Genomic DNA, 19877 nt, shown 5'->3' on the forward strand with positions numbered 1-19877 from the left:
ACGGCACCCGCCTTTCCGTGTGTGCTGGAGCGCCCGTGTCAGGCGCAGCCCAGCTCGCCCAGCATGCCCTCGCGCAGCCGCGTGATGATCCGCTTGATCAGCCGGGACACATGCATCTGGGAGCAGCCGAGCCGCTCGCCGATCTCCGACTGGGTGGCCTCCTCCACGAACCGCATGTGGATGATCTGCCGGTCGCGCTCGCTCAGCTCGGCCATCAGCGGCGCGAGCGAGTGGAAGTCCTCGACGAGCCGCAGCCCGTCCTCCTCCACGCCGATGAAGTCGGCCAGCACCGATTCGCCGCCCTCGGGGCCGTCACCGGTCAGGGCCGCGTCCAGGGACGAGGAGTTGTAGCCGTTGGAGGCGATCTGCGCCTCGACCACCTCCTTCTCGGAGATGTTCATCAGCGTGGCGAGCTCGGCCACGGACGGGTCCCGGTCCAGGCGGCTCGCGAGCTCCTCGCGTGCCTTGGCCAGTTCGACGCGCAGCTCCTGGAGGCGCCGGGGGACGTGCACCGCCCAGGTGGTGTCACGGAAGAAACGCTTGATCTCGCCGACGATGTAGGGCAGCGCGAAGGACGTGAACTCCACCTCGCGCGACACCTCGAACCGGTCGATCGCCTTGATCAGGCCGATCATGCCGGTCTGGACGATGTCCTCCATGTCGTCGCCGCGGCCCCGGAACCTCCCGGCCGCGAACCGCACGAGGGACATGTTCATCTCGATGAGGGTGTTGCGCGCGTACTGGTACTCGTGCGTGCCCTCTTCGAGCTCCGTGAGGCGCTGGAAGAACTGGCGGGACAGCTCCCGCGCGTCCCGAGGCGCCACGGACCGCGGTTCCTCGACTCCCGGCAGCGGTGTCTCACCCGTCCTGGCCCCGCTGGCGTGCCCGGCGACCTCTGTCTCCGAGCGGTTCACGGCGGTGACGGCGGTATGCATTACCTCTCCCACGAAAGTCACGGCTCGACGTCTGCCTCTTCGGCCTGGGTTGTCAGGTGCTGAAAGCGATCAGCGGCCAACCGGGTACCCGGAACGCGACGACCTATGCGTCACCGGGCCACCGGCTTCACCACATCCGCCCGCAGCTCCCTCGCTCTGCGCGTACCCGAGGAGTGACGGCGCATGCCCATACGGTTCACCGACGGCGCAAAATCGCTGGTCCCGACCGCCATGACCCCCGTGGACGCGAGGCATGGCGCCATTTTCGCAGGCGGTGTGAGCTGTGTCCCCTTCCCGCCGTGTGGCCGGATCTCGCCGCTTGCTCTCCCGCGGGCGTGCGTTGTCCACTCAGGGCGGAACGCCGCCCCCTTCCCCTCGCCGCCGCTGAACCTAGGCTGAGCAGGTGAGCAACGAAGCGCCGAACCAAGCCCGCGTGATCCCCCTGCGCCCGCAGTCCGCGCGCCCCGGGACCGCCCGCCCGGTGTCCGAACGCCCCGCCACGACACCGCCGCGTCCGGTCGCACCGACAGCGCCCGCCCCGAGCCGGGCCAGGGAACCGCTGTGGCGCGACCTCGTCGGAGACGTCCTGCGCCGGGAGCGCCTCGCCCAGGAGCGCACGCTCAAGGAGGTGGCCGAAGCGGCCCGGATCTCGATGCCCTACCTCTCCGAGGTGGAGCGCGGCCGCAAGGAGGCCTCCTCGGAGGTCCTGGCGGCCGCCGCCCACGCCCTGGGCCTCGGCCTCGGCGATCTGCTCTCCCTGGCCCAGGGCGAGCTCACCCGGCACGCCGCCCGCACCCGGCGCGCGGTGCCGGGATCGTCGTACGACGGGATGTGCCTGGCGGCCTGACGCGGGAGCCGGCGTCTCAGACCGTCACGAGGCGCCGGCTGACCACCTCGTCGGCCAGCCCGTACGCCACCGCCTCCTCGGCGGTGAACACCTTGTCGCGGTCCATGTCGGCGCGCAGCGCGGCGATGTCGTGGTGGGTGTGCCGGGCCAGCACCTCCTCCACCTGGGAGCGGATGCGGACCATCTCCTTGGCCTGGAGGGTCAGGTCGGAGATCGCGCCGCGGTTGCCGCCGGAGGCGGGCTGGCCGAGCAGCACGCGCGCGTGCTCCAGGACGAGCCGGCGCCCGGGATCCCCGCCGGCCAGCAGGACGGCCGCCGTGGAGGCCGCCTGGCCCACGCAGAGCGTGGAGATCGGCGCCTGCACATAGGTCATGGTGTCGTAGATCGCCATCAGTGAAGTGAACGATCCGCCGGGCGAGTTGATGTAGATCGAGATCTCGCTCTCCGGTGCCGCCGACTCCAGATGCAGCAGCTGCGCGATCACCACGTTGGCCACGCCGTCGTCGATCTCGGTGCCGAGGAAGATGATCCGCTCGGAGAGCAGACGGCTGAAGACGTCGGAGGAGCGCTCGCCGTGCGCGGTCCGCTCGACGACGTACGGAATCGTGTAGTTCGCCATGTCAGAGCCCCATCCGTCGCCTGGAGGCGGCCGGGCGGACGTCCGCGAGGGACTCCAGGACCCGGTCCACCATGCCGTACTGCCTGGCCTCCTCGGCCGTGAACCAGCGGTCCCGGTCGCCGTCCCGGGCGATAGTCTCCGGGGTCTGGCCGGTGTTCTCGGCGATGAGCTGCTCCATGGTCCGCTTGGTGTGCTCCAGGTTCTCCGCCTGGATCTCGATGTCGGCGGTGGTGCCGCCGATGCCCGCCGAGCCCTGGTGCATCATGATCCGCGCGTTCGGCAGGGCGTACCGCTTGCCCGGGGTGCCGCCGCAGAGCAGGAACTGGCCCATGCTGGCGGCGAAGCCCATGGCGAGCGTCGACACGTCGTTGGGGATCAGCCGCATGGTGTCGTAGATGGCCAGGCCCGCGTGCACCGAGCCGCCGGGGCTGTTGATGTACAGGCTGATGCCGGTGCGCGGGTCCTCCGCGGACAGGATCAGCAGCTGGGTGCAGACCCGGTTGGCGGAGACCTCGTCGACCTGGGTGCCCAGCAACACGATGCGCTGGGCGAGGAGTTGGGCCGCCAGGTGGTCGTCGAAGCGGGTGGGAGGGGTGTCCCCCTCCTCGGCCCGGATGGCAGTCATGGGCTGTCCTCGTGGTCGTAGGGATGCCGTCGGATCCACTGTCGACCTCGGACCCCGCCCACCCGCGGTTTCTCTGCCCGGAGCAGATTCGCCACGGGCAGAGCGCGGGCCCGCGGGGAGTGCTCAGCCCTTGTCGCGCAGCTGCCGGAAGAACGCCCGTACGTCGTCCACCAGCAGGTCGGGCTCCTCCATCGCCGCGAAGTGGCCGCCCCGGCCGAGCTCGGTCCAGCGCACGATGTTCTCGGTGCGTTCCGCCTTGTGCCGCAGCGGGACCTGGATCTCGGCCGGGAAGACGGCGAGGGCGGTGGGCGCGGTCGACGGCTCGGTGGGCCGGGCCGCGCGGTCGCCGGTGGCGTGTGCCCGCTCGTAGTAGATCCGGGCGGCCGAACCGGCGGTCCCGGTCAGCCAGTAGAGCATCACGTTGGTCAGCAGGCGGTCCCGGTCCACGGCCTCCTCGGGCAGCTCGGCCGAGTCGGTCCACGCCTGGAACTTCTCGACGATCCAGGCGAGTTGGCCGACGGGCGAGTCGGTGAGCGCGTAGGCGAGGGTCTGCGGCCGGGTCGAGTGCAGCACGGCGTAACCGGTGCCCTCGCGCGACCATTCGCTCCACCGCTGCCACGACTCCAGGGTCCGCTCCCTCTCCCCGGGTTCGAGAGCGGCCAGCTCCGCCTCGGTCGGCTCATGGGTGGCCTGCGCGCCCGGCAGCAGATTGAGGTGCACACCGATGACCCGCTCCGGGTGGGCCCGGCCCAGCTCCCGGGAGATCGCCGCGCCCCAGTCCCCGCCCTGCGCGCCGAACCGCTCATAGCCGAGCCGCGTCATCAGCTCGGCCCACGCGTCCGCGATCCGGCCCGCCTCCCAGCCGGTGTCCGCGGGCGGCCCGGACAGTCCGAAGCCGGGAATGCTCGGTACGACGACATGGAAGGCGTCGGCCGGGTCGCCGCCGTGGGCCGCCGGATCGGTCAACGGGCCCACCACGTCCAGGAACTCCACGATCGAGCCCGGCCAGCCGTGGGTGATGACCAGCGGGGTGGCGTCCGGCTCGGGGGAGCGGACATGGGCGAAGTGCACGGTCGTCCCGTCGATGACGATCGTGAACTGCGGCCACGCGTTGAGCTCGGCCTCGGCCGCGCGCCAGTCGTAGGAGTGCCGCCAGTGACGGGCGAGCTCGCGCAGGTAGCCGGCCGGCACGCCGTACGCCCACCCGGTGGCCGGGAGATCGTCCGGCCAGCGGGTGCGGTCGAGCCGTGCGTGGAGGTCGTCGAGGTCGCGCTGCGGGATGTCGACACGGAACGGCGTGATGGGCTCGGTTGACGTCATACGGGGATGCTAGGTCGCACCGGTGTATCAGCCACGTGGATTAACGGGCCGCCCGACCGATGAGTTCCGCGGCGAGGATCGGTCCACAGAGACGACCGCACACGACGCTTCAGGAGGAACCCATGGCGAGCAGGCCTTTCACCACGTGTCTCTGGTTCGACGGCCAGGCCGAGGAGGCCGCGCACTTCTACGTCTCGGTCTTCAAGGACTCCACCATCGGCAGGGTCACCCACTATCCCGAGGGCGCGATGCAGCCCGCCGGGACCGTCCTGACGGTCGACTTCACGGCCAACGGGCAGGACTTCGTCGCCCTCAACGGCGGACCGCAGTTCAAGTTCACCGAGGCCGTCTCCTTCCAGATCTTCTGCGCCGACCAGGAGGAGATCGACTACTACTGGGCCAAGCTCACCGAGAACGGCGGCGAGCCCGGCCCCTGCGGCTGGCTCAAGGACCGCTTCGGGCTGTCCTGGCAGGTCGTGCCCGAGGGGCTCGCCGACATGGTGGGCGACCCGGACCCGGCGAAGGCGGCCCGCGTGACCAAGGCGTTCATGGCCATGGGCAAGTTCGACGTCGCCGCCCTGGAGAAGGCGTACAGGGGCGAGTGAGCGTCAGCCGGCGGGCGTCCGGCCGATCACCCGCGTGATCTCCCGGGCGATCCGCAGGATGCCGGGCGAGCGCACCGGGCAGGGCCTGGGCGTGGACGTCGTCGGCGCCAGGCAGAAGTGCAGGTAGTCCTTGTCCAGGTGGAGGGCGGTCCGGTCGCGGTCCGGCTGGGTGCAGTAGGCCGGGTGCTCGTGCTCGTACCCGGTGCAGGGGAGGTACTGCGCCCACGACCAGCGGGCCCCTGCGGGCGCCACCGTGGCCCCCGCGTCGGCCACCGCGTCACCCGAGGCGGCCGCCTGCTCCTCGTACAGCTCGTTCACGCGCCGGACCCGGTCGGGGGTGATCGGGTCCGGGCCCTGCGCCACCCACACGATCCGCGGCCGGTGCTCCCCGCCCGCCGTGGCGATCTGGTCGGTCAGCCTCCTCAGGTCCGCCCGGTACCTGCTGAAGTACTTCTGCGGCGCGGCCGCGTGGCTGATCCCGTCCATGCACCAGGTGTAGCCCCACGCGTTGCCCCAGAACTGAAGCACCACGTAGTCCGGGTGCAGCGCCCGGACCAGCGCCGCCGCCTTGTCCCGGTCGGGCACCAGCGACTTCTCCCCGGTGCCCTCCAGGTAGTCGCACAGGGTCGTGCCCGAGTACGGCGCGCTCGTGTACATCGCCCGCAGCTCGCGGCGCAGCTCCTGCCCGAGCACCCGCTGGGCCTCCATGGCGAGCGAGTCGCCGAGATAGAGCACGCGCGGGGCGACGACCGGGGGAGCGGCACTGGGGGAGGCCTGCGCCCGCTGGTGTGTCGTGGCCGCACGGGGGACGTCCGGGGTGGGCGGCGCCTGCTCCGGTCCGTCCGAGGGGTCACCGCACGCACCGAGCAGCAGAACTCCGGTCAGCACCACCACGATCCACGGTGTCCGCATGCGCGACTCCCGCCCCGGTCGCCGAAAAACGGTTCCCCAGGCAAGCACAGCCCGGGACAAGGGGGAAGACACCCGACCGGTTCAGTCGCCGCCGCCGTCCGGACGCTCCAGGAACTCCAGCAGGTCGGCCAGCGGCAGGGGCTTGGTCAGATGGGCGTCGAACCCGGCCGCCCGGGACAGCGCGCGGTCCGTGCCCTGACTGAAGCCGGAGACGGCGATCAGACGCGGCCGCTCACCGCCCGGCCGGGCCCGCAGCCGGCGCGCGACCGTGTAGCCGTCGATGTCGGGCAGCCCCAGATCGCACAGCACGACGTCGAAGAACCGGCCCTCCGCGGCGGTGAGCGCGTCCCGGCCCGTGTGCACGCTGGTCACCTGATGTCCCTGCCGCTCCAGCAGGGTGTGATAGGTCGCGGCCAGGTCCTCGTTGTCCTCCACGATCAGCACGGACAGTCGCGGGGGAGCCGAGCGGGCCGTGGGCCGGGGCGGTCGCGGGGCCGCGGAGTCGACGGCCGGCAGGGTCACCGTGAACGCCGCCCCCTTGCCGGGCCCGTCGCTGTGCGCGCCGATGCGGCCCTGGTGCAGCTCCACGATCGTCCGCGCCACGGCGAGCCCGAGACCCAGGCCCTCGGGTGTGTCCGGACCGGCCGGGGCCGCCCGCATGAACACCCCGAACAACTCCTCGGCCTGACCGGGCTCGAACCCGATGCCGTCGTCCCGCACGGTCAGCCGCGCCTCCCCGTCCCCGGCCCCCAGCTCGACCTCGGTGCGCCCGCCGGGCCGGGTGTACTTGAGCGCGTTCGACAGCAGGTTCGTCAGCACCTGCGCGAGCCGCAGCCGGTCGCCGTCGACGACCAGGGGCGCGTCGGGCAGCCGTACGTCGAGCGTGCGGCGGTCGTGCGCGAACAGACCGCGGAAGTCCGCGCAGGCCCCCTCGACGACCGTGCGCACGTCCACCGGCTCCCGCACCAGCTCCAGGCGTCCCGTCACCGCCCGGGTGCCGTCCAGCAGGTCGTTGCTCATGCGGGCCAGCGTGCCGAGCTGCCGCTCCAGGACCGCCAGCGCCGGATGCCCCCCGGGCATGTCCAGGGCGAGCAGTTCGGTCGCCGCGGTCGCGGCCGCGAGGGGGTTGCGCAGCTCGTGCGAGAGCGTGGCGATGAACCGGTCCTTGGCCCGCTGCTCCTCCCGCAGCCCGCGCCCGGCCGCGTCCAGCTCCGCGTTGGCCCGGCTCAGCTGCTCGTTCACCTCGCGGATCTCCCGCGCCCGCACGAACAGGTCGATCTCCATGCCCTCCGCGCGCATCTGCGCGTCGGCGACGGCCCGCCGCTGCTCCCGCCCCACCCGCCGCAGATGCACGAACTCCGTGACGTCCTCGACCCGGTGGACGACGTGGGTCACCCGCCCCTCGTCGTCCAGGACCGGCGCGTTGACCGGGCTCCAGTACCGCTCGGCGAAGACACCCTCCTCGGCGGTCGGGATGTCGTAGCGCTGGAGGGCCATCGTGTCCGTACGGCCGCTCGCCACGACCGTCTCCAGGGAGCGCCGCAGATTGGCCACACCGTCGGCGGTCGGGTCCTCGGGGTTGTCCGGGAACACGTCGAAGATGCGCTGTCCGACGATGGAGCGGTCGGTGCGGGTGGCCGTCAGGTAGGCGCGGTTGACCTCGACGATGACGAAGTCGGGGGTCAGGACGAGCAGCGGGGACAGCAGGGAGTCGAACAGGCGCCGGAAGTCCGGGGCGTCGGGCATGGGCGGACCTCCTGGCCGGGCGACGTCAGGGATCGAGGCGGTAGCCGTAGCCGCGGAGCGTGGTGATCCGCGGTGCGGGGGCGGGCAGTTCGGCGAGTTTGCCGCGCAGCCGGTACACGTGCTCGATCACGGTCGCGGGCTGCTGCCAGGACGCGCCCCAGATCTGCTCCAGCAGCTGCTCCGCGGAGAAGACCCGGCCCGGCGCGCCGGCCAGCAGCGCCAGCAGGGCGAACTCCTTCGGACGCAGCGTCAGCGGGACGCCCGCCACGGAGGCCTGCCGTGCCGCGGTGTCGACGAGCAGGGCGCCGGCCCGGATCACCGACGGCGCGTCCGGCGGCTGCGAGCGGCGCAGCACGGCGTGGATACGGGCCACCAGTTCCCGCTGGGAGAACGGCTTGACCAGGTAGTCGTCGGCGCCGATCTCCAGTCCCGCGACCCGGTCGGCCTCGGCGCCGCGGCCCGTGACGACGATGACCGGAAGCCGGCTCGTGGGGCGCAGCGCCCGCAGCAGCTCCAGTCCGCTGCCGTCGGGAAGGCCCAGGTCCAGGACGGCCAGATCGACACCGCTCTCGTGCAGCACGGACTTGCCGGCGCGGGCGTCCATGGCCCAGGTGACGGTGAATCCGGCCCGCTCCAGATAGGAACGGCACATCAGTGCGAAGTCGGGGTCGTCCTCGATCAGGGCGAGGTGCGGGCGCATTCCGCATCACCTGGCCCGCCCGGCACCCGCCCGTTGTGTCGCTGATGAGCGGGCGTTGATGCCCAGACCATGTGGCGACGGTAGAACAGGAGACACCACGGTTCAAGGGGGGAGCCGCCCGGGGGAGTTCCGGCGCGGACACGTGCGGTGCGGGGATGTCGGCACCAGCGCACGTGCCCGCGCCGGAGCCAGGGCCCCGGCGCGGACGACAGGCACGACAGGTACGACAGCCGGGGACGGAACAGCGTGCACGACGACAGCCCGAAACCCGTCCTCACCGCGTCCTGGCCCCCGCCGCCCGGCGACCACGGTCTCCGGTACGCCACCGACGGCCTGGTCCTCGCCGAACTGCACGGCGAGATGGACCTCGCGACCGCCCACCGGCTGCGCTGCTGGCTCGACGCCCTCGCGGCCCTCGCCGCCCCGGCCTACGTCGTCGACCTGCGCCCGGTGTCCTTCGTCGACTCCACGGGCCTGAACCTGCTGCTGCGCCTGCGCCGCCGGGTGCTGGAGGCGGGCGGCACCTTCACCGTGCTGTGCGCCCCCGCCACCCGGCGGCTGCTGAGGGCGCACGGCACCCTCGACATCCTGAACCCGGTCGCCACGTGGGACGAGGCGACCGGGGCCCGGCTCACACCCGGTCGGCCGCGATGAGCAGGTACTGGAAGCTGCCGTTGCGGTAGGCGGTCAGGAAGGTGTCCTCGATGCCCGTGACGAGGTGGTCGGCCTCCTTGCGCAGCTCCCAGTAGGGCAGGGCCGCCTCGGTGAGGTCCTCCACGTGCACCGGCACCAGCCGGTTGCGGGCCAGCGCGCGGAAGTACGCCGAGCGGGGGTGGATGTCGCAGATGTAGTGGGCGTTGATGAGCGACACCTCCCGGGAGGCCCGGCCGTAGGTGTCGTTGTAGCACCCGGTGATCACCACATAGCGTCCGCCGCGGCGCAGCAGCCGGGCGTGCTCGGCGAACAGGAGGTCCAGTTCGACGTACATGCTCGACTCGTTGTTCCACGAGGCCGCGTACGCCCCGGAGGGGAGCCCGGTGTCGAGCATGTTGCGGTGGTGGTAGCGCACCTTGTCGTCGATGCCCCGCTTGCGGGCCTGTGCGTTGGCGAACTCGGCCTGCTTCTCGGAGATGGTGACCCCGTCGGCGTGGCAGCCGTACCGCAGATGCGCCACGACACTGCCGCCGCCGCGCCCGCACCCGGCGTCGAAGACCCGGTCCTCGGGCGTCAGCGGGCCGAGCCGGGCGGCGAGGAGTTCGGCCTGGGTGTGTTCGAGGCGGTGCAGTTCGGCGGTGATCCGCGCACGCCGCCGCACCGGATCCGGTTCGTCGAGGACCGCGCGGTCGGCCTGCCCGATGCCGTAGTGGTGGTGGTAGAGGTCGTCGAGCTTGCCGAGTTCGAGGTTGACCGGGTTCTCCTCGGCGTTCCAGTAGTCCGCGACCCGGCTCTGGTACGTCGACTGGGTCGGCACCTGGGCTGCCCTGGTGCCGGCGTGGGGGGCGATGGTCAACGGTGACTCCTTGTGCTGGTGGGTCTGACGTTCTGTCATGCGATGGCCTGTTACCAGTAGTTGGGCAGGTGGTAGCGGTGGCTGTTGGTGGCGTGCCACTCGTGGTTGCCGGCCACCCAGTCGGACAGGCTCCGGGTGTAGCGCTCCACGAGCGGGGAGCCGGCGGACAGCAGGGCGGACTCCTCGTCGAAGGCCGCCATGATCCGGTTGTGGATCTCGACCGACTTCAGATAGGCGGCCTTCAGCCCGCATCTGTCGTTGGCGGCGACGACCTGCGGGAGGTTGAGGTGGGTGGGATCGCTCGCCAGTTCCTTGGTGAAGGAGTAGAGGTCGTTGACGATCGTGGTGGCGTTGCAGGCCAGGGCCGTGACCCGCTGGATCTCGGGGCGGGCGTAGAGCACCTCGGGCAGCTCGTAGCCGTCGACGGCGTCCACGATCGACAGACAGGGACGGAAGTTGTTGAACTGCCGCATCACCAGGTACTCCCAGACCCGCGGCACGTACCGGGTCTCCGCCCAGGCGGCCTCGGCCAGGTAGCCGAGGTGCAGCCGGGCGATGTCGTGCACGAGCCGGGCGGTCTGGCTCGGAGTGGCGAAGGCGGCGTAGTCCTGGAGGGCGAAGTGGTAGGAGCGCAAGGGGCCGTCGGCCCGGACGCCCTCGCGCCACTCCGCCTCCAGCTCGGGGACGCCGTGGTACGGGTCGATCGCCGACTGGGCCATGATCAGCCGGCCGCCCAGGCCCCGGCGGGCTCCGCCGCGGCCCTCGTCCTCCTCGCAGTAGCAGGAGTCGACCACGTTCTCGGCGAGCAGCAGCTCACCGGCGACCGTGAGGCGGTCGAGGTCGGCGGCCCCGGGATGCTGGAGGACCACGGCCCGGCCGAACTGGAACCCCGAGAAGTCCCCCTTCCAGGCTTCGGGGAACAGGTCCAGGCGCCGGGCCCAGGCCTCCAGCCTGCGGTCGATCTCGGCGGCCTTCACGGGGTCGGCGGGAGCGACCTGCCGGTACCGCAGCCCCGGGATCGCCCCGCCGCGCCGGGGCGTGCGCAGACTGCTCGCGATGTCCGGCGGACCGGGCAGGGGCCGGGAACTCGTCGCGGTCACTCGGCCGTCCGGCCGATCTGGGCGTTCTCCAGGATGCCGACCGCGTCCGGGACGAGGATGGCCATCGAGTAGTACGCGGTGACGAGGTAGCGGATGACGGAGTTGGCGTCGATGCCCATGAACCGTACGTTCAGGCCCGGTTGGTACTCCTCGGGGATCCCGGTCTGGTAGAGCCCGACGGCACCCTGGTCGCCCTCGCCGGTGCGCAGCGCGATGATGCTGCTGGTGTGCTGCGGGCTCACCGGGATCTTGTTGCACGGGAAGATCGGCACCCCGCGCCAGGCGGGGATCTCGTGCCCCTCGACGTTCGCCGTGCCCGGCACAAGACCGCGCCGGTTGCACTGCCGGAAGAACGCGGCGATCGCCTTGGGATGGGCGAGGAACAGCTTGGTCTTGCGGCGCATGGCGAGCAGTTCGTCCATGTCGTCCGGCGTGGGCGGGCCCGTGAAGGTGCTGACGCGCTGACCGTGGTCGGCGTTGTGCAGCAGTCCGAACTCCCGGTTGTTGACCAGCTCCCACTCCTGGCGTTCGCGGATCTCCTCGATGGTCAGGCGCAGTTGCTGCTCGGTCTGGTCCATCGGGTCGTTGTAGAGGTCGGCGACCCGGGTGTGCACCCGCAGCACGGTCTGGGTGAGGGACAACTCGTACTCGCGCGGGGCGAGTTCGTAGTCGACGTACCCGCCGCCGATCGTCGGTTCCCCGACATGGCCCGCCTGGACGGGGACGTCGGCCTCGCCCTTGCGGTTCATCGGCAGGCTCTGCCGGCGCCCGTAGGCCTCCAGATGGGCGGCGAGGGAGGGCACCCGCTCGGTGAACTCCGTGACCACGGACCAGGGCAGGGCCAGCACGGTGGCGGCGGTCTCGGCCCGGACCGAGCTCAGCCACAGCGGGTCGGGCTGCCCTATGGCCTCGTCGCCCATCTGGGCGCCGTCGGTGACGACACCGACGATCTCCTCCTCGCCGTACTTGCCCTCGGTGAAGCGGGTGAAGCGGCCGTGCACGACGAGGAAGGCCTCCGTGACTGGCTGCCCGGCCTCGACGAGGACCTGGCCGGCGCGGACCTCCCGGACCCGGAACCGCGTGGCGATCTCCGCGAGGACGTCGGTGTCGTCGTAGCCGCGCAGCGCGGGGAGTTCGGTGAGCGTCCGGGGGATGACCCGGATGTCGTCGGCGCCGTTGTGCTCGAACTCCACCCGGCCCCGGCCGACGCGGAGCTGGAGGCGCCGGTTCACCCGGTAGGCGCCGCCCTTGACGTCCACCCACGGCAGCATGCGCAGCAGCCAGCGCGAGCTGATCGCCTGCATCTGGGGTTCGGTCTTGGTGGTGGTGGCGAGTTGGCGGGCGGCCCGGGTGCTGAGGCTGGTCAGTGGGGCCGGGGACGGGGGTTCCGGTTCGTCTACGGCGGGGCCGGTGGCGCTGTCCGGTGTGGACACGTTCCCTCCTGGGAGGTGAGTGGGCTGGCCATGCGCGTGTATCAGCCAAACAGCCCGGGTCGCCGATGATCAGGGCGTGAAGGGGGCGGCTTCACGACAGGGAGGGTGTAAACCTGGCTGGTGAGGCAGTCGGCGCACCGTGAGTGCCCTCGCGCTCCTCTCGGCAGCTCGTTCACCAGTGCGGGATCGTCCGTTCAGCGCGCGCTCGGACGCCCCCGTGGCTAGCGTGAGGAATCGGACCAACCACCGATTCGGGAAGGCCGCGATCATGGCCGTACAACCTGAGGGAACCCCCTGCTGGGCCGACGCGATGTTCACTGACCTCGAGGGGGCCAAGAGCTTCTACGGAGACGTCCTCGGCTGGACCTTCGGCGAGTCGTCGTCGGAGTACGGCAACTACACGCAGGCCTACGTCGACGGCAAGGCCGTCGCCGCCGTCGTACCGCCGATGCCGGGCCAGGAGGGGCAGTCGCAGTGGTGCCTGTACCTCGCGTCGCCGGACGCCGCCGCCACCGCCGGCAAGATCCGTGAGCACGGCGGGGAGGTGCTGATGGAGCCCATGCAGGTCGGCGACTTCGGCACGATGTGTCTGGCCCGGGACCCGAGCGGGGTCGTCTTCGGTGTGTGGCAGGCGGGCACCCACGAGGGGTTCGAGGCGCCGCCCGAGCAGCCCGGGGCGTTCTGCTGGGCGGAGATCTACACCCGCGAGCCCGAGAAGTCCGACGCGTTCTTCCCCGCCGTCTTCGGCTACAGCGCCAAGCAGATGCAGGACGACGCCATGGACTTCCGGATGTTCAACCTCGGCGACAACACCGTCCTCGGCCGCATGAAGATGGGGAACGAGTTCCCGCCCGAGGTCCCGCCCTACATCAACGTCTACTACACCGTCGACGACTGCGACGACGCCGTCGCCCGCGCCACCAAGCTCGGCGGCGTCCTGCGCTTCGGCCCGATGGACACCCCCTTCGGCCGCTTCGCCGCGTTGAGCGACCCGCAGGGCGCGAACTTCTCGGTGATCGACGTGACCACGACCCAGGGCGACATGCCCGAGGTCACGGACGTGCCGTAGCGGGCCGGTGCCGAGGCCCTGCCCCGGCCGGTGGGCAGGGCCCCGGCACCGCCGTGCAGCGCCGGTCTGCGGGCAGCTGCCCTTGGCCGCCGAAGGTGGGCCCCGGGCCCAGCCACTCCTCGCGGGTGCAGATATCGCCAGCGAGCGCGCGCTGGGGCGGGTGCCGGCCGGCACCGACGTGGACCTGCTCGCCCCCACCCCGCGGTGGGTGACCGGGCGGGTCCGAGGGCATGGCATGATCGGGCGCATGCGTGAACGACTGGTGGCCGCGTGCGACGGGGCTTCGAAGGGGAATCCGGGGCCCGCGGCCTGGGCCTGGGTGATCGCCGACGAGGGCGAGACACCGGACCGCTGGGAGGCCGGACCGCTCGGCAGGGCCACCAACAACGTCGCCGAACTGACCGCGCTGGAGCGACTGTTGGCGGCCACCGACCCGGACGTCGCGCTGGAGATCCGGATGGACTCCCAGTACGCCATGAAGGCGGTCACCACCTGGCTGCCCGGCTGGAAGCGCAACGGCTGGAAGACCTCCGCGGGCAAGCCGGTCGCCAACCAGGACCTCGTGGTCCGCATCGACGAACTGCTCGACGGCCGGTCGGTCGAGTTCCGCTACGTCCCCGCCCACCAGGTCGACGGCGACCCGCTCAACGACTTCGCGGACCGCGCGGCCAGCCAGGCGGCGATCGTCCAGGAGCCCGCGAGCAGCGCCCTCGGTTCGCCCGTGCCCCCGCCGTCCCCGGACACCCCGAAAGCCGACCGCCCCGCCCGGGCCAAGTCGCCCAAGCGGAGCGGTGGTTCGTCCTCCGGCTCGTCCTCCCGCACGATCAAGGCCAAGTTCCCCGGCCGGTGTCTGTGCGGGCGTTCCTACGCGGCGGGCGAGCCCATCGCCAAGAACGCCCAGGGCTGGGGGCACCCGGAGTGCCGTACGGAAGCGGCCGGTTAGCCCGCGGCGGTCAGATCACCGCCCCGCGCCACTCACCGGTCTCCCGGCCGCGCTCCTCGATGAAGGTCTTGAAGCGCTCCAGGTCGCCCTTGGTCTGCCGCTTCACGAACCCGAGCTTGTCGCCGACCTTCTCCGTGATGCTGTCCGGGTGGAAGTCCATCTGGAGCATCACCTTGGTGTGGCCGTCGTCGAGCCGGTGGAAGGTGACCGCACCGGCCTGCTTGGCGTCCCCGGCGATCGTGGTCCACGCGACCCGCTCGTCCGGGATCTGCTCGGTGATCTCCGCGTCGAACTCCCTGTGCACTCCGTTGACGTTGGTCACCCAGTGCGTGAGCGTGTCGGTCCGCTGCTCGATGCGCTCGACCCCGCTCATGAACTCGGGGAAGGTCTCGAACTGTGTCCACTGGTTGTAGGCGGTGTGCACCGGCACGCCGACCTCGATGGATTCCTCGACCTGCGACACGGGTGAATCCCTCCTTCGTCTTCTCGGTGTGTACGGCGCGGGTACCGCACGCCCGCCAGGGCAAACCGGCGCAGGACCACTCCTAGTCGGTGTCGAAGGTGTAGTGGCGCGTGTGGTCCAGCAGGTCGGCGGGCCGCACGTCGTTCCACGGCCGCATGGTCTCGTCGAGGTCGACGACGTCCGGCGTAGCGCCGGCCGGCACATAGCGGGAGTCCGGATGCCGCCGCTGCCACTCGGCCCACAGCTTGTCCACGTACGCGTGGTGCAGCCAGAACACCGGGTCGTTCGGGGAGACCCCGGTCGCCATCTGCCCGCCGACCCAGACATGGACACGGTTGTGCAGATTGACCCCGCGCCAGCCCTCCAGATGGTTGCGGAAGCCGTCCGCGGCACTGTTCCAGGGCGCCATGTCGTACGTCGCCATCGACAGCACCGAGTCCACCTCGGCCCGGGTCGGCAACTCCCGTGCACCGGCGCCGAGGGCGCGTCGGAGATAGGTACGGCCGTCGACCCGCACGGTGATCGGCCAGTTGCCCGTGGCCTCGGCGAACGGGCCCTCCATCACCCGTCCGTCCCGGCTGCGCCCGGTGCCGCCGAGGAAGTCGGGGCCCCACAGCGAGGCGCGCGCCGAGCGGTCGGTGCTCCAGTCCCAGTAGGGGAGCGCGACCGTGGGGTCCACCGACTGGAGGGCGCGCTCGAAGTCGAGCAGGAATCTGCGGTGCCAGGGCAGGAAGGAGGGGGAGCGGTGGCCGGTGCGCGGACCCTGGTCGGTGTCGGCCATGATGAAGCCGTTGTGGGTGGTGACGAACGCGTCGTAGCGGCCGGAGCGCTTCAGCTCCAGGACGGCGGCGACGAAGCGCCGCTTCTCGTCGGCGGTCAGGGCGGCCTGGTTCTTGCGGACGGTCATGTGTGCGGATGCTCCAAAGAGGCGTACGGGGCGGTCAGTTGGCGGGGAACGGCAGCAGCCGGGCGCCCTGGAGCTCGTCCACGGCGGCCCGGGCGGCGGCACGCGGGGTGGGCACCGGGTCGTAGTGGCTGACGACGCTGATCCAGGTGCCGTCGGCGTTCCGCATCACGTGCAGCTCCACGCCGTCGACCGTGACGAGGTGGCCGCCGTGGTGGCCCCCGGTGGCCCGGCCCCGTATCCGGCGCCCCCGGTAGACCTCGTCGAAGGCCTCCGGTGATCCGTGGTGGTGGTCGTCGGCGGACGCCCGTGGGGCGGCGATGCTCCCCGCGGCGAGGGCGGCGGTCGCGGTGAGCGCGGTACGGCGGGTGAGTTCGGGCATGCGGTGTACCTCCTGGGTTGACGGACTCCGCATGCCTATCGGCCCCGCCGAGAGCGGGAGAAATCGCCCGAGACGGGTTGGCTGTGATCCAGACAATTACCCACATGTCGTACAGCTTTGAACAAAGATGATCTTGCTGTCGAGAGGGCCTTCGGGAACCCGGACGGAGGAATTCCTTCTCGTGCGGACCCGGATTTTGATGATCCTTTGCGGATGAACCCGCTGGCAGTGGCCCGTCTCACGTGCGCAAAGTGACGCGATTCGAAGGGCCGGGCCCACTGCTTCGGGCTGCTACCCTGCGTTGCCAATTGACCGCATTGGGTAATTCCTAGGGGTGCGCGTGAAGGTCGCCTGCGTCGGCGGCGGGCCCGCCGGCCTGTATCTCTCGATCCTGCTGAAACAGCAGGACCCGTCCCACGACATCACTGTCCACGAGCGCGACCCGGAGGGCTCGACCTACGGCTGGGGCGTCACCTACTGGCGCGGACTGCTCGACCGGCTCCACGCCCACGACCCCGAGTCCGCCCGCGCGATCGAGGAGGCCTCGGTCACCTGGAACGAGGGCGAGGCCAGGGTCCGTGACCTCGTCACCCGGCGCCCCAGCGACCTCGGTCACGGCATCGGCCGGCACCGCCTCCTGGAGATCCTCGCCGCACGGGCCCGCTTCCTCGGCGTGCGCCTGGAGTTCGAGCGCGAGATCACGGCCGGCGACCTCACCGCCGGGGACCTCGCCGACGCCGACCTCGTCGTGGCCGGCGACGGCGTGAACAGTGCCCTGCGCACCGCGCACACCGACGACTTCGGCGCCGAGATCAAGGAAGGCCGCAACCGCTACATCTGGCTCGGCACCGGCAAGGTCTTCGACTCCTTCACCTTCGCCTTCGTCGAGACCGACCACGGCTGGATCTGGTGCTACGGCTACGCCTTCAGCCCCGAGCGCAGCACCGTCGTCGTCGAGTGCGCGCCCGAGACCTGGACCGGCCTCGGCCTCGACCGCGCCGACGAGGCCGAGGGTCTCATCCAGCTGGAGAAGCTGTTCGCCGACATCCTCGACGGCCACTCCCTGATCGGCCGCTCCGCAGGCTCGGGCCGCGCCCAGTGGCTGACCTTCCGCACCCTGACCAACCGGACCTGGCACCACGGCAACCTGGCCCTCCTCGGCGACGCCGCCCACACCACGCACTACTCCATCGGCGCCGGCACCACCCTCGCCCTGGAGGACGCCATCGCCCTGGCCGACGCCCTGCGCGAGCATGCCGACCTGCCCCGGGCCCTCGCCCGCTACGAGCGCCGGCGCACCTCGGAACTGCTCTCCATCCAGAGCGCGGCCCGCTACAGCGCCCAGTGGTACGAGAACCTGACCCGCTACATCGACCTCCCGCCGGAGCAGATGTTCGCCCTGCTCGGCCAGCGGCACTCGCCCCTGCTGCCCTATGTCCCGCCGCAGCTGTACTACCGGATCGACAAGGCCGCGGGGCAGCTGGAGGCGCTGCGCAGGTTCAAGCGGTGGCTCGGGCCGAAGGTGGCGCGGAGCGTGCACGCGCGGGAGCTGTCCTCCCGCAAGTAGGGATCTTTGCCGGTCCAGTCATCGGCTCCGGAGGAAAAGGGTGGGGTGAATGCCGATTCACCGGTAGGGTGAATTGTCATTCACCCACCGTTTCCGTATCGCACCCGGAGCGCCGATGGACCAGCAGGGCCCGATATCCCCACCCCGCGGAGCAGGCCCGCGCGCCAGGCTGACCGTGCCGGTTCTGGCGATGTGCGGCACGCTCATGGCGGTCATGCAGACCGTGGTCGTCCCCCTGCTGCCGGACCTGCCCCGGCTGACGCACTCCTCGGCCGGGGCCGTCTCCTGGATGGTCACCGCGACCCTGCTGGCCGGAGCGGTCCTCACCCCGGTGCTCGGCCGGGCCGGTGACATGTACGGCAAGCGCAAGGTGCTGACGGCGTCCCTGGTCCTGATGACGGCCGGCTCGGTGATGTGCGCCCTGTCGTCCGACATCACCGTGCTCATCGCCGCCCGCGCCCTCCAGGGCGCCGCCGCCTCCGTCGTGCCGCTGTCGATCAGCATCCTGCGCGACGAACTCCCGCCGCAGCGCCGGGGTTCCGCGGTCGCGATGATGAGCTCCACCGTCGGCATCGGCGCCGCCCTCGGACTGCCGCTGGCCGCGCTGGTCGTCCAGTACGCCGACTGGCACACCATGTTCTGGCTGACCAGCGCCCTCGGCGCGCTGGGCGTGGCGGCCGTGTCGTGGGCGGTGCGCGAATCGCCGGTCCGGCAGCCGGGCCGGTTCGACCTGTGGGGTGCCCTCGGACTGGCCGTGGGCCTGGTGAGCCTGCTCCTCGGGGTGTCCCAGGGCGGGCAGTGGGGCTGGGGGAGTCCCCGGGTGCTGGGGCTCTTCCTCGGCTCCGCCGCCGTACTGGCCCTGTGGTGGTGGCGCCAACTGCGCACCGAGCAGCCCTTGGTGGACCTGCGGCTGGTCACCCGGCCACGGGTGGGCCTGTCCCATGTGGCGGCCCTGCTCACCGGATTCGCGTTCTACGCCAACTCGCTGGTGACGGCCCAGCTGGTGCAGGCGCCGAAGGCCACCGGCTACGGACTCGGTCTGTCGATCGTCGCCACCGGCCTGTGCCTGCTGCCGGGCGGTGTCACCATGCTGCTGTTCTCACCGCTGTCGGCCCGCATCTCCACCTCCCGCGGCCCGCGCGTCACGCTCGCCCTCGGCGCCGCGGTCATCGCGTGCGGCTATGCGCTGCGCATCGCCGACAGCCGCGACCTGTGGATGATCATCCTGGGCGCGACCGTGGTGTCCACCGGCACCACCCTCGCCTACTCGGCCCTGCCCACCCTGATCCTGCGCGCCGTCCCGGCCGAGCAGACGGCCTCCGCCAACGGCGTCAACGTCCTCATGCGCACCATCGGCCAGGCCGCCTCCAGCGCGGCCGTCGCGGCGGTCCTGGTCCACCACACCAGCCCGGTCGGCGGCACTTCCGTGCCCACCCTGCACGGCTATCTGCTGGCCTTCGCGATGGCGGGCGCGGTCGCCCTCGCGGCCTGCGCGGCGGCCCTGACCATCCCCGGCGACCCGGCCCCCGAGAAGCCGCGCGGAACCGAGGGCGGCATCCGGGGCGCGCGGGACGAGGCGATGGAGGGAGCATGAGTGCTGTGAGCACCACGCCCCCCACCGCCGCCCCCGCCCGCCGGGACGCCGAGGCCACGAAGACCGCCATCCTGCGTGCGGCCCGCCATCTCCTGGCCCGCACCCCCCACGCCGACATCACCCTGAAGGCGGTCGCCGACCGCGCCGGTGTCAGCCCGCCGTTGATCGTGAAGTACTTCGGCAACAAGGACACCCTCTTCGCCCGTGTCATGTCCTTCGAGTCCGACGCGACGGCCCTGCTCGACGCCCCCCTCGACGAGCTGGGCCGCCACATGGTCCGCCATGTCCTCACCAGCCAGATCGAACACGGCGCCGACCCCCTGCTGCGGATCGCCTTCGCCCCCTTACAGGGCGAACACGGCGACATCCTCCGGGTCAACTTCCGTACGCAGGTGGTGGAGCGGCTCGCGGAACGCCTGCCCGGCCCCGACGCGGGCCTGCGGGCCGAACTGGCGGTGGGCGCCCTGCTGGGACTCGGCCTGATGTTCGGCATCGCGCGGGGCACCGAACTGAGGGCGAGCGCGGTGGAGGACCTGGTGAACCGCTACGCACCCACCGTGCAGGCCCAGCTGACGCCCTGAGCCTCACGGGCCCGTGCGGCCC

General features: G+C 71.5%; 21 protein-coding genes. 8 read left to right on the forward strand and 13 right to left on the reverse strand.

What is annotated here, in order from left to right; genetic code table 11:
- Positions 1-38: 38 nt before the first annotated feature.
- Positions 39-935, reverse strand: a complete 897-nt coding sequence (locus ACFULQ_RS01105) for an RNA polymerase sigma factor SigF (RefSeq protein WP_383536345.1) — start codon at positions 933-935, stop codon at positions 39-41.
- A gap of 403 nt (positions 936-1338) precedes the next feature.
- Between ACFULQ_RS01105 and ACFULQ_RS01110 the strand changes: the two genes are divergently transcribed.
- Positions 1339-1782, forward strand: coding sequence for a helix-turn-helix domain-containing protein (locus tag ACFULQ_RS01110; protein ID WP_383536347.1), 444 nt, complete (start codon positions 1339-1341; stop codon positions 1780-1782).
- A gap of 16 nt (positions 1783-1798) precedes the next feature.
- Here ACFULQ_RS01110 and ACFULQ_RS01115 read toward each other — a convergent pair whose 3' ends face one another.
- The 3 genes from ACFULQ_RS01115 to ACFULQ_RS01125 form a co-directional block, all read right to left on the reverse strand.
- Positions 1799-2401: a ClpP family protease gene (locus ACFULQ_RS01115; RefSeq protein ID WP_383536349.1), complete on the reverse strand. Its 603-nt coding sequence runs from the start codon at positions 2399-2401 to the stop codon at positions 1799-1801.
- A 1-nt stretch (position 2402) separates the two neighbouring features.
- Complete coding sequence (locus tag ACFULQ_RS01120) at positions 2403-3026, reverse strand: ClpP family protease (RefSeq protein WP_383536351.1); 624 nt, start codon at positions 3024-3026, stop codon at positions 2403-2405.
- 123 nt (positions 3027-3149) lie between these two features.
- Positions 3150-4346 carry an epoxide hydrolase family protein gene (locus ACFULQ_RS01125; protein WP_383536353.1) on the reverse strand — a complete coding sequence of 399 codons (1197 nt, stop codon included), beginning with the start codon at positions 4344-4346 and terminating at the stop codon, positions 3150-3152.
- A 122-nt stretch (positions 4347-4468) separates the two neighbouring features.
- Between ACFULQ_RS01125 and ACFULQ_RS01130 the strand changes: the two genes are divergently transcribed.
- A complete protein-coding gene (locus ACFULQ_RS01130; protein WP_383536355.1) occupies positions 4469-4951 on the forward strand; it encodes a VOC family protein in 483 nt (160 codons plus the stop codon).
- Between the two features lie 3 nt (positions 4952-4954).
- On the opposite strand, the gene ACFULQ_RS01135 is transcribed toward ACFULQ_RS01130, so the two are convergent.
- From ACFULQ_RS01135 to ACFULQ_RS01145, 3 genes are all read right to left on the reverse strand, one after another.
- Positions 4955-5863 (reverse strand): SGNH/GDSL hydrolase family protein, encoded by a 909-nt coding sequence (locus ACFULQ_RS01135; protein WP_383536357.1) that lies wholly within the window; start codon positions 5861-5863, stop codon positions 4955-4957.
- A gap of 81 nt (positions 5864-5944) precedes the next feature.
- Complete coding sequence (locus ACFULQ_RS01140) at positions 5945-7609, reverse strand: ATP-binding protein (RefSeq protein ID WP_383536359.1); 1665 nt, start codon at positions 7607-7609, stop codon at positions 5945-5947.
- Between the two features lie 25 nt (positions 7610-7634).
- Positions 7635-8309, reverse strand: coding sequence for a response regulator transcription factor (locus ACFULQ_RS01145; RefSeq protein WP_383536361.1), 675 nt, complete (start codon positions 8307-8309; stop codon positions 7635-7637).
- 246 nt (positions 8310-8555) lie between these two features.
- Here ACFULQ_RS01145 and ACFULQ_RS01150 point away from each other — a divergent pair, with 246 nt between their 5' ends.
- Complete coding sequence (locus ACFULQ_RS01150) at positions 8556-8963, forward strand: STAS domain-containing protein (protein ID WP_383536363.1); 408 nt, start codon at positions 8556-8558, stop codon at positions 8961-8963.
- On the opposite strand, the gene ACFULQ_RS01155 is transcribed toward ACFULQ_RS01150, so the two are convergent.
- The 3 genes from ACFULQ_RS01155 to ACFULQ_RS01165 are packed head-to-tail and all read right to left on the reverse strand — an operon-like array spanning position 8941 to position 12352.
- Entirely contained in the window at positions 8941-9819 is an 879-nt protein-coding gene (locus ACFULQ_RS01155; RefSeq protein ID WP_383536365.1) for a geranyl diphosphate 2-C-methyltransferase, read from the reverse strand. The two genes, ACFULQ_RS01150 and ACFULQ_RS01155, sit on opposite strands and share 23 nt — an antisense overlap.
- Positions 9820-9869: 50 nt before the next feature.
- Entirely contained in the window at positions 9870-10919 is a 1050-nt protein-coding gene (locus ACFULQ_RS01160; RefSeq protein ID WP_383536367.1) for a family 2 encapsulin nanocompartment cargo protein terpene cyclase, read from the reverse strand.
- On the reverse strand, positions 10916-12352 hold the full coding sequence (locus ACFULQ_RS01165) for a family 2B encapsulin nanocompartment shell protein (RefSeq protein ID WP_383536369.1): 1437 nt from the start codon (positions 12350-12352) through the stop codon (positions 10916-10918). The genes ACFULQ_RS01160 and ACFULQ_RS01165 overlap by 4 nt, the downstream gene beginning before the upstream one ends.
- A gap of 268 nt (positions 12353-12620) precedes the next feature.
- Here ACFULQ_RS01165 and ACFULQ_RS01170 point away from each other — a divergent pair, with 268 nt between their 5' ends.
- Together ACFULQ_RS01170 and ACFULQ_RS01175 are read left to right on the forward strand one after the other, a co-directional pair.
- Positions 12621-13421: a VOC family protein gene (locus ACFULQ_RS01170; RefSeq protein WP_383536371.1), complete on the forward strand. Its 801-nt coding sequence runs from the start codon at positions 12621-12623 to the stop codon at positions 13419-13421.
- Positions 13422-13656: 235 nt separating this feature from the next.
- Complete coding sequence (locus ACFULQ_RS01175) at positions 13657-14364, forward strand: ribonuclease H (protein WP_383536812.1); 708 nt, start codon at positions 13657-13659, stop codon at positions 14362-14364.
- A gap of 10 nt (positions 14365-14374) precedes the next feature.
- Here the strand turns inward: ACFULQ_RS01175 and ACFULQ_RS01180 are convergent, their stop codons facing one another.
- The 3 genes from ACFULQ_RS01180 to ACFULQ_RS01190 form a co-directional block, all read right to left on the reverse strand.
- Positions 14375-14827, reverse strand: a complete 453-nt coding sequence (locus ACFULQ_RS01180) for an SRPBCC family protein (RefSeq protein WP_383536373.1) — start codon at positions 14825-14827, stop codon at positions 14375-14377.
- 82 nt (positions 14828-14909) lie between these two features.
- Positions 14910-15734: a tyrosinase family protein gene (locus ACFULQ_RS01185; RefSeq protein WP_383536375.1), complete on the reverse strand. Its 825-nt coding sequence runs from the start codon at positions 15732-15734 to the stop codon at positions 14910-14912.
- Positions 15735-15768: 34 nt separating this feature from the next.
- On the reverse strand, positions 15769-16113 hold the full coding sequence (locus ACFULQ_RS01190; protein WP_383536377.1) for a tyrosinase cofactor: 345 nt from the start codon (positions 16111-16113) through the stop codon (positions 15769-15771).
- 334 nt (positions 16114-16447) lie between these two features.
- Between ACFULQ_RS01190 and ACFULQ_RS01195 the strand changes: the two genes are divergently transcribed.
- From ACFULQ_RS01195 to ACFULQ_RS01205, 3 genes are all read left to right on the forward strand, one after another.
- Complete coding sequence (locus tag ACFULQ_RS01195) at positions 16448-17680, forward strand: FAD-dependent monooxygenase (protein WP_383536379.1); 1233 nt, start codon at positions 16448-16450, stop codon at positions 17678-17680.
- Between the two features lie 115 nt (positions 17681-17795).
- On the forward strand, positions 17796-19274 hold the full coding sequence (locus ACFULQ_RS01200; protein WP_383536381.1) for an MFS transporter: 1479 nt from the start codon (positions 17796-17798) through the stop codon (positions 19272-19274).
- Positions 19271-19855, forward strand: a complete 585-nt coding sequence (locus ACFULQ_RS01205; protein ID WP_383536383.1) for a TetR family transcriptional regulator — start codon at positions 19271-19273, stop codon at positions 19853-19855. The genes ACFULQ_RS01200 and ACFULQ_RS01205 overlap by 4 nt, the downstream gene beginning before the upstream one ends.
- The last annotated feature ends 22 nt before the right edge of the window (positions 19856-19877 follow it).

Source organism: Streptomyces sp. NPDC057253, assembly GCF_042669125.1.
Taxonomy (GTDB): domain Bacteria; phylum Actinomycetota; class Actinomycetes; order Streptomycetales; family Streptomycetaceae; genus Streptomyces.

Bases quoted from the DNA above. Each gene is read 5' to 3' on its own strand.
- ACFULQ_RS01120 (WP_383536351.1), bottom strand. From the start codon at position 3,026: ATGACTGCCATCCGGGCCGAGGAGGGGGACACCCCTCCCACCCGCTTC.
- ACFULQ_RS01130 (WP_383536355.1), top strand. From the start codon at position 4,469: ATGGCGAGCAGGCCTTTCACCACGTGTCTCTGGTTCGACGGCCAGGCC.
- ACFULQ_RS01140 (WP_383536359.1), bottom strand. From the start codon at position 7,609: ATGCCCGACGCCCCGGACTTCCGGCGCCTGTTCGACTCCCTGCTGTCC.
- ACFULQ_RS01135 (WP_383536357.1), bottom strand. From the start codon at position 5,863: ATGCGGACACCGTGGATCGTGGTGGTGCTGACCGGAGTTCTGCTGCTC.
- ACFULQ_RS01205 (WP_383536383.1), top strand. From the start codon at position 19,271: ATGAGTGCTGTGAGCACCACGCCCCCCACCGCCGCCCCCGCCCGCCGG.
- ACFULQ_RS01170 (WP_383536371.1), top strand. From the start codon at position 12,621: ATGGCCGTACAACCTGAGGGAACCCCCTGCTGGGCCGACGCGATGTTC.
- ACFULQ_RS01185 (WP_383536375.1), bottom strand. From the start codon at position 15,734: ATGACCGTCCGCAAGAACCAGGCCGCCCTGACCGCCGACGAGAAGCGG.
- ACFULQ_RS01105 (WP_383536345.1), bottom strand. From the start codon at position 935: ATGCATACCGCCGTCACCGCCGTGAACCGCTCGGAGACAGAGGTCGCC.
- ACFULQ_RS01145 (WP_383536361.1), bottom strand. From the start codon at position 8,309: ATGCGCCCGCACCTCGCCCTGATCGAGGACGACCCCGACTTCGCACTG.
- ACFULQ_RS01200 (WP_383536381.1), top strand. From the start codon at position 17,796: ATGGACCAGCAGGGCCCGATATCCCCACCCCGCGGAGCAGGCCCGCGC.
- ACFULQ_RS01125 (WP_383536353.1), bottom strand. From the start codon at position 4,346: ATGACGTCAACCGAGCCCATCACGCCGTTCCGTGTCGACATCCCGCAG.
- ACFULQ_RS01190 (WP_383536377.1), bottom strand. From the start codon at position 16,113: ATGCCCGAACTCACCCGCCGTACCGCGCTCACCGCGACCGCCGCCCTC.
- ACFULQ_RS01115 (WP_383536349.1), bottom strand. From the start codon at position 2,401: ATGGCGAACTACACGATTCCGTACGTCGTCGAGCGGACCGCGCACGGC.
- ACFULQ_RS01175 (WP_383536812.1), top strand. From the start codon at position 13,657: ATGATCGGGCGCATGCGTGAACGACTGGTGGCCGCGTGCGACGGGGCT.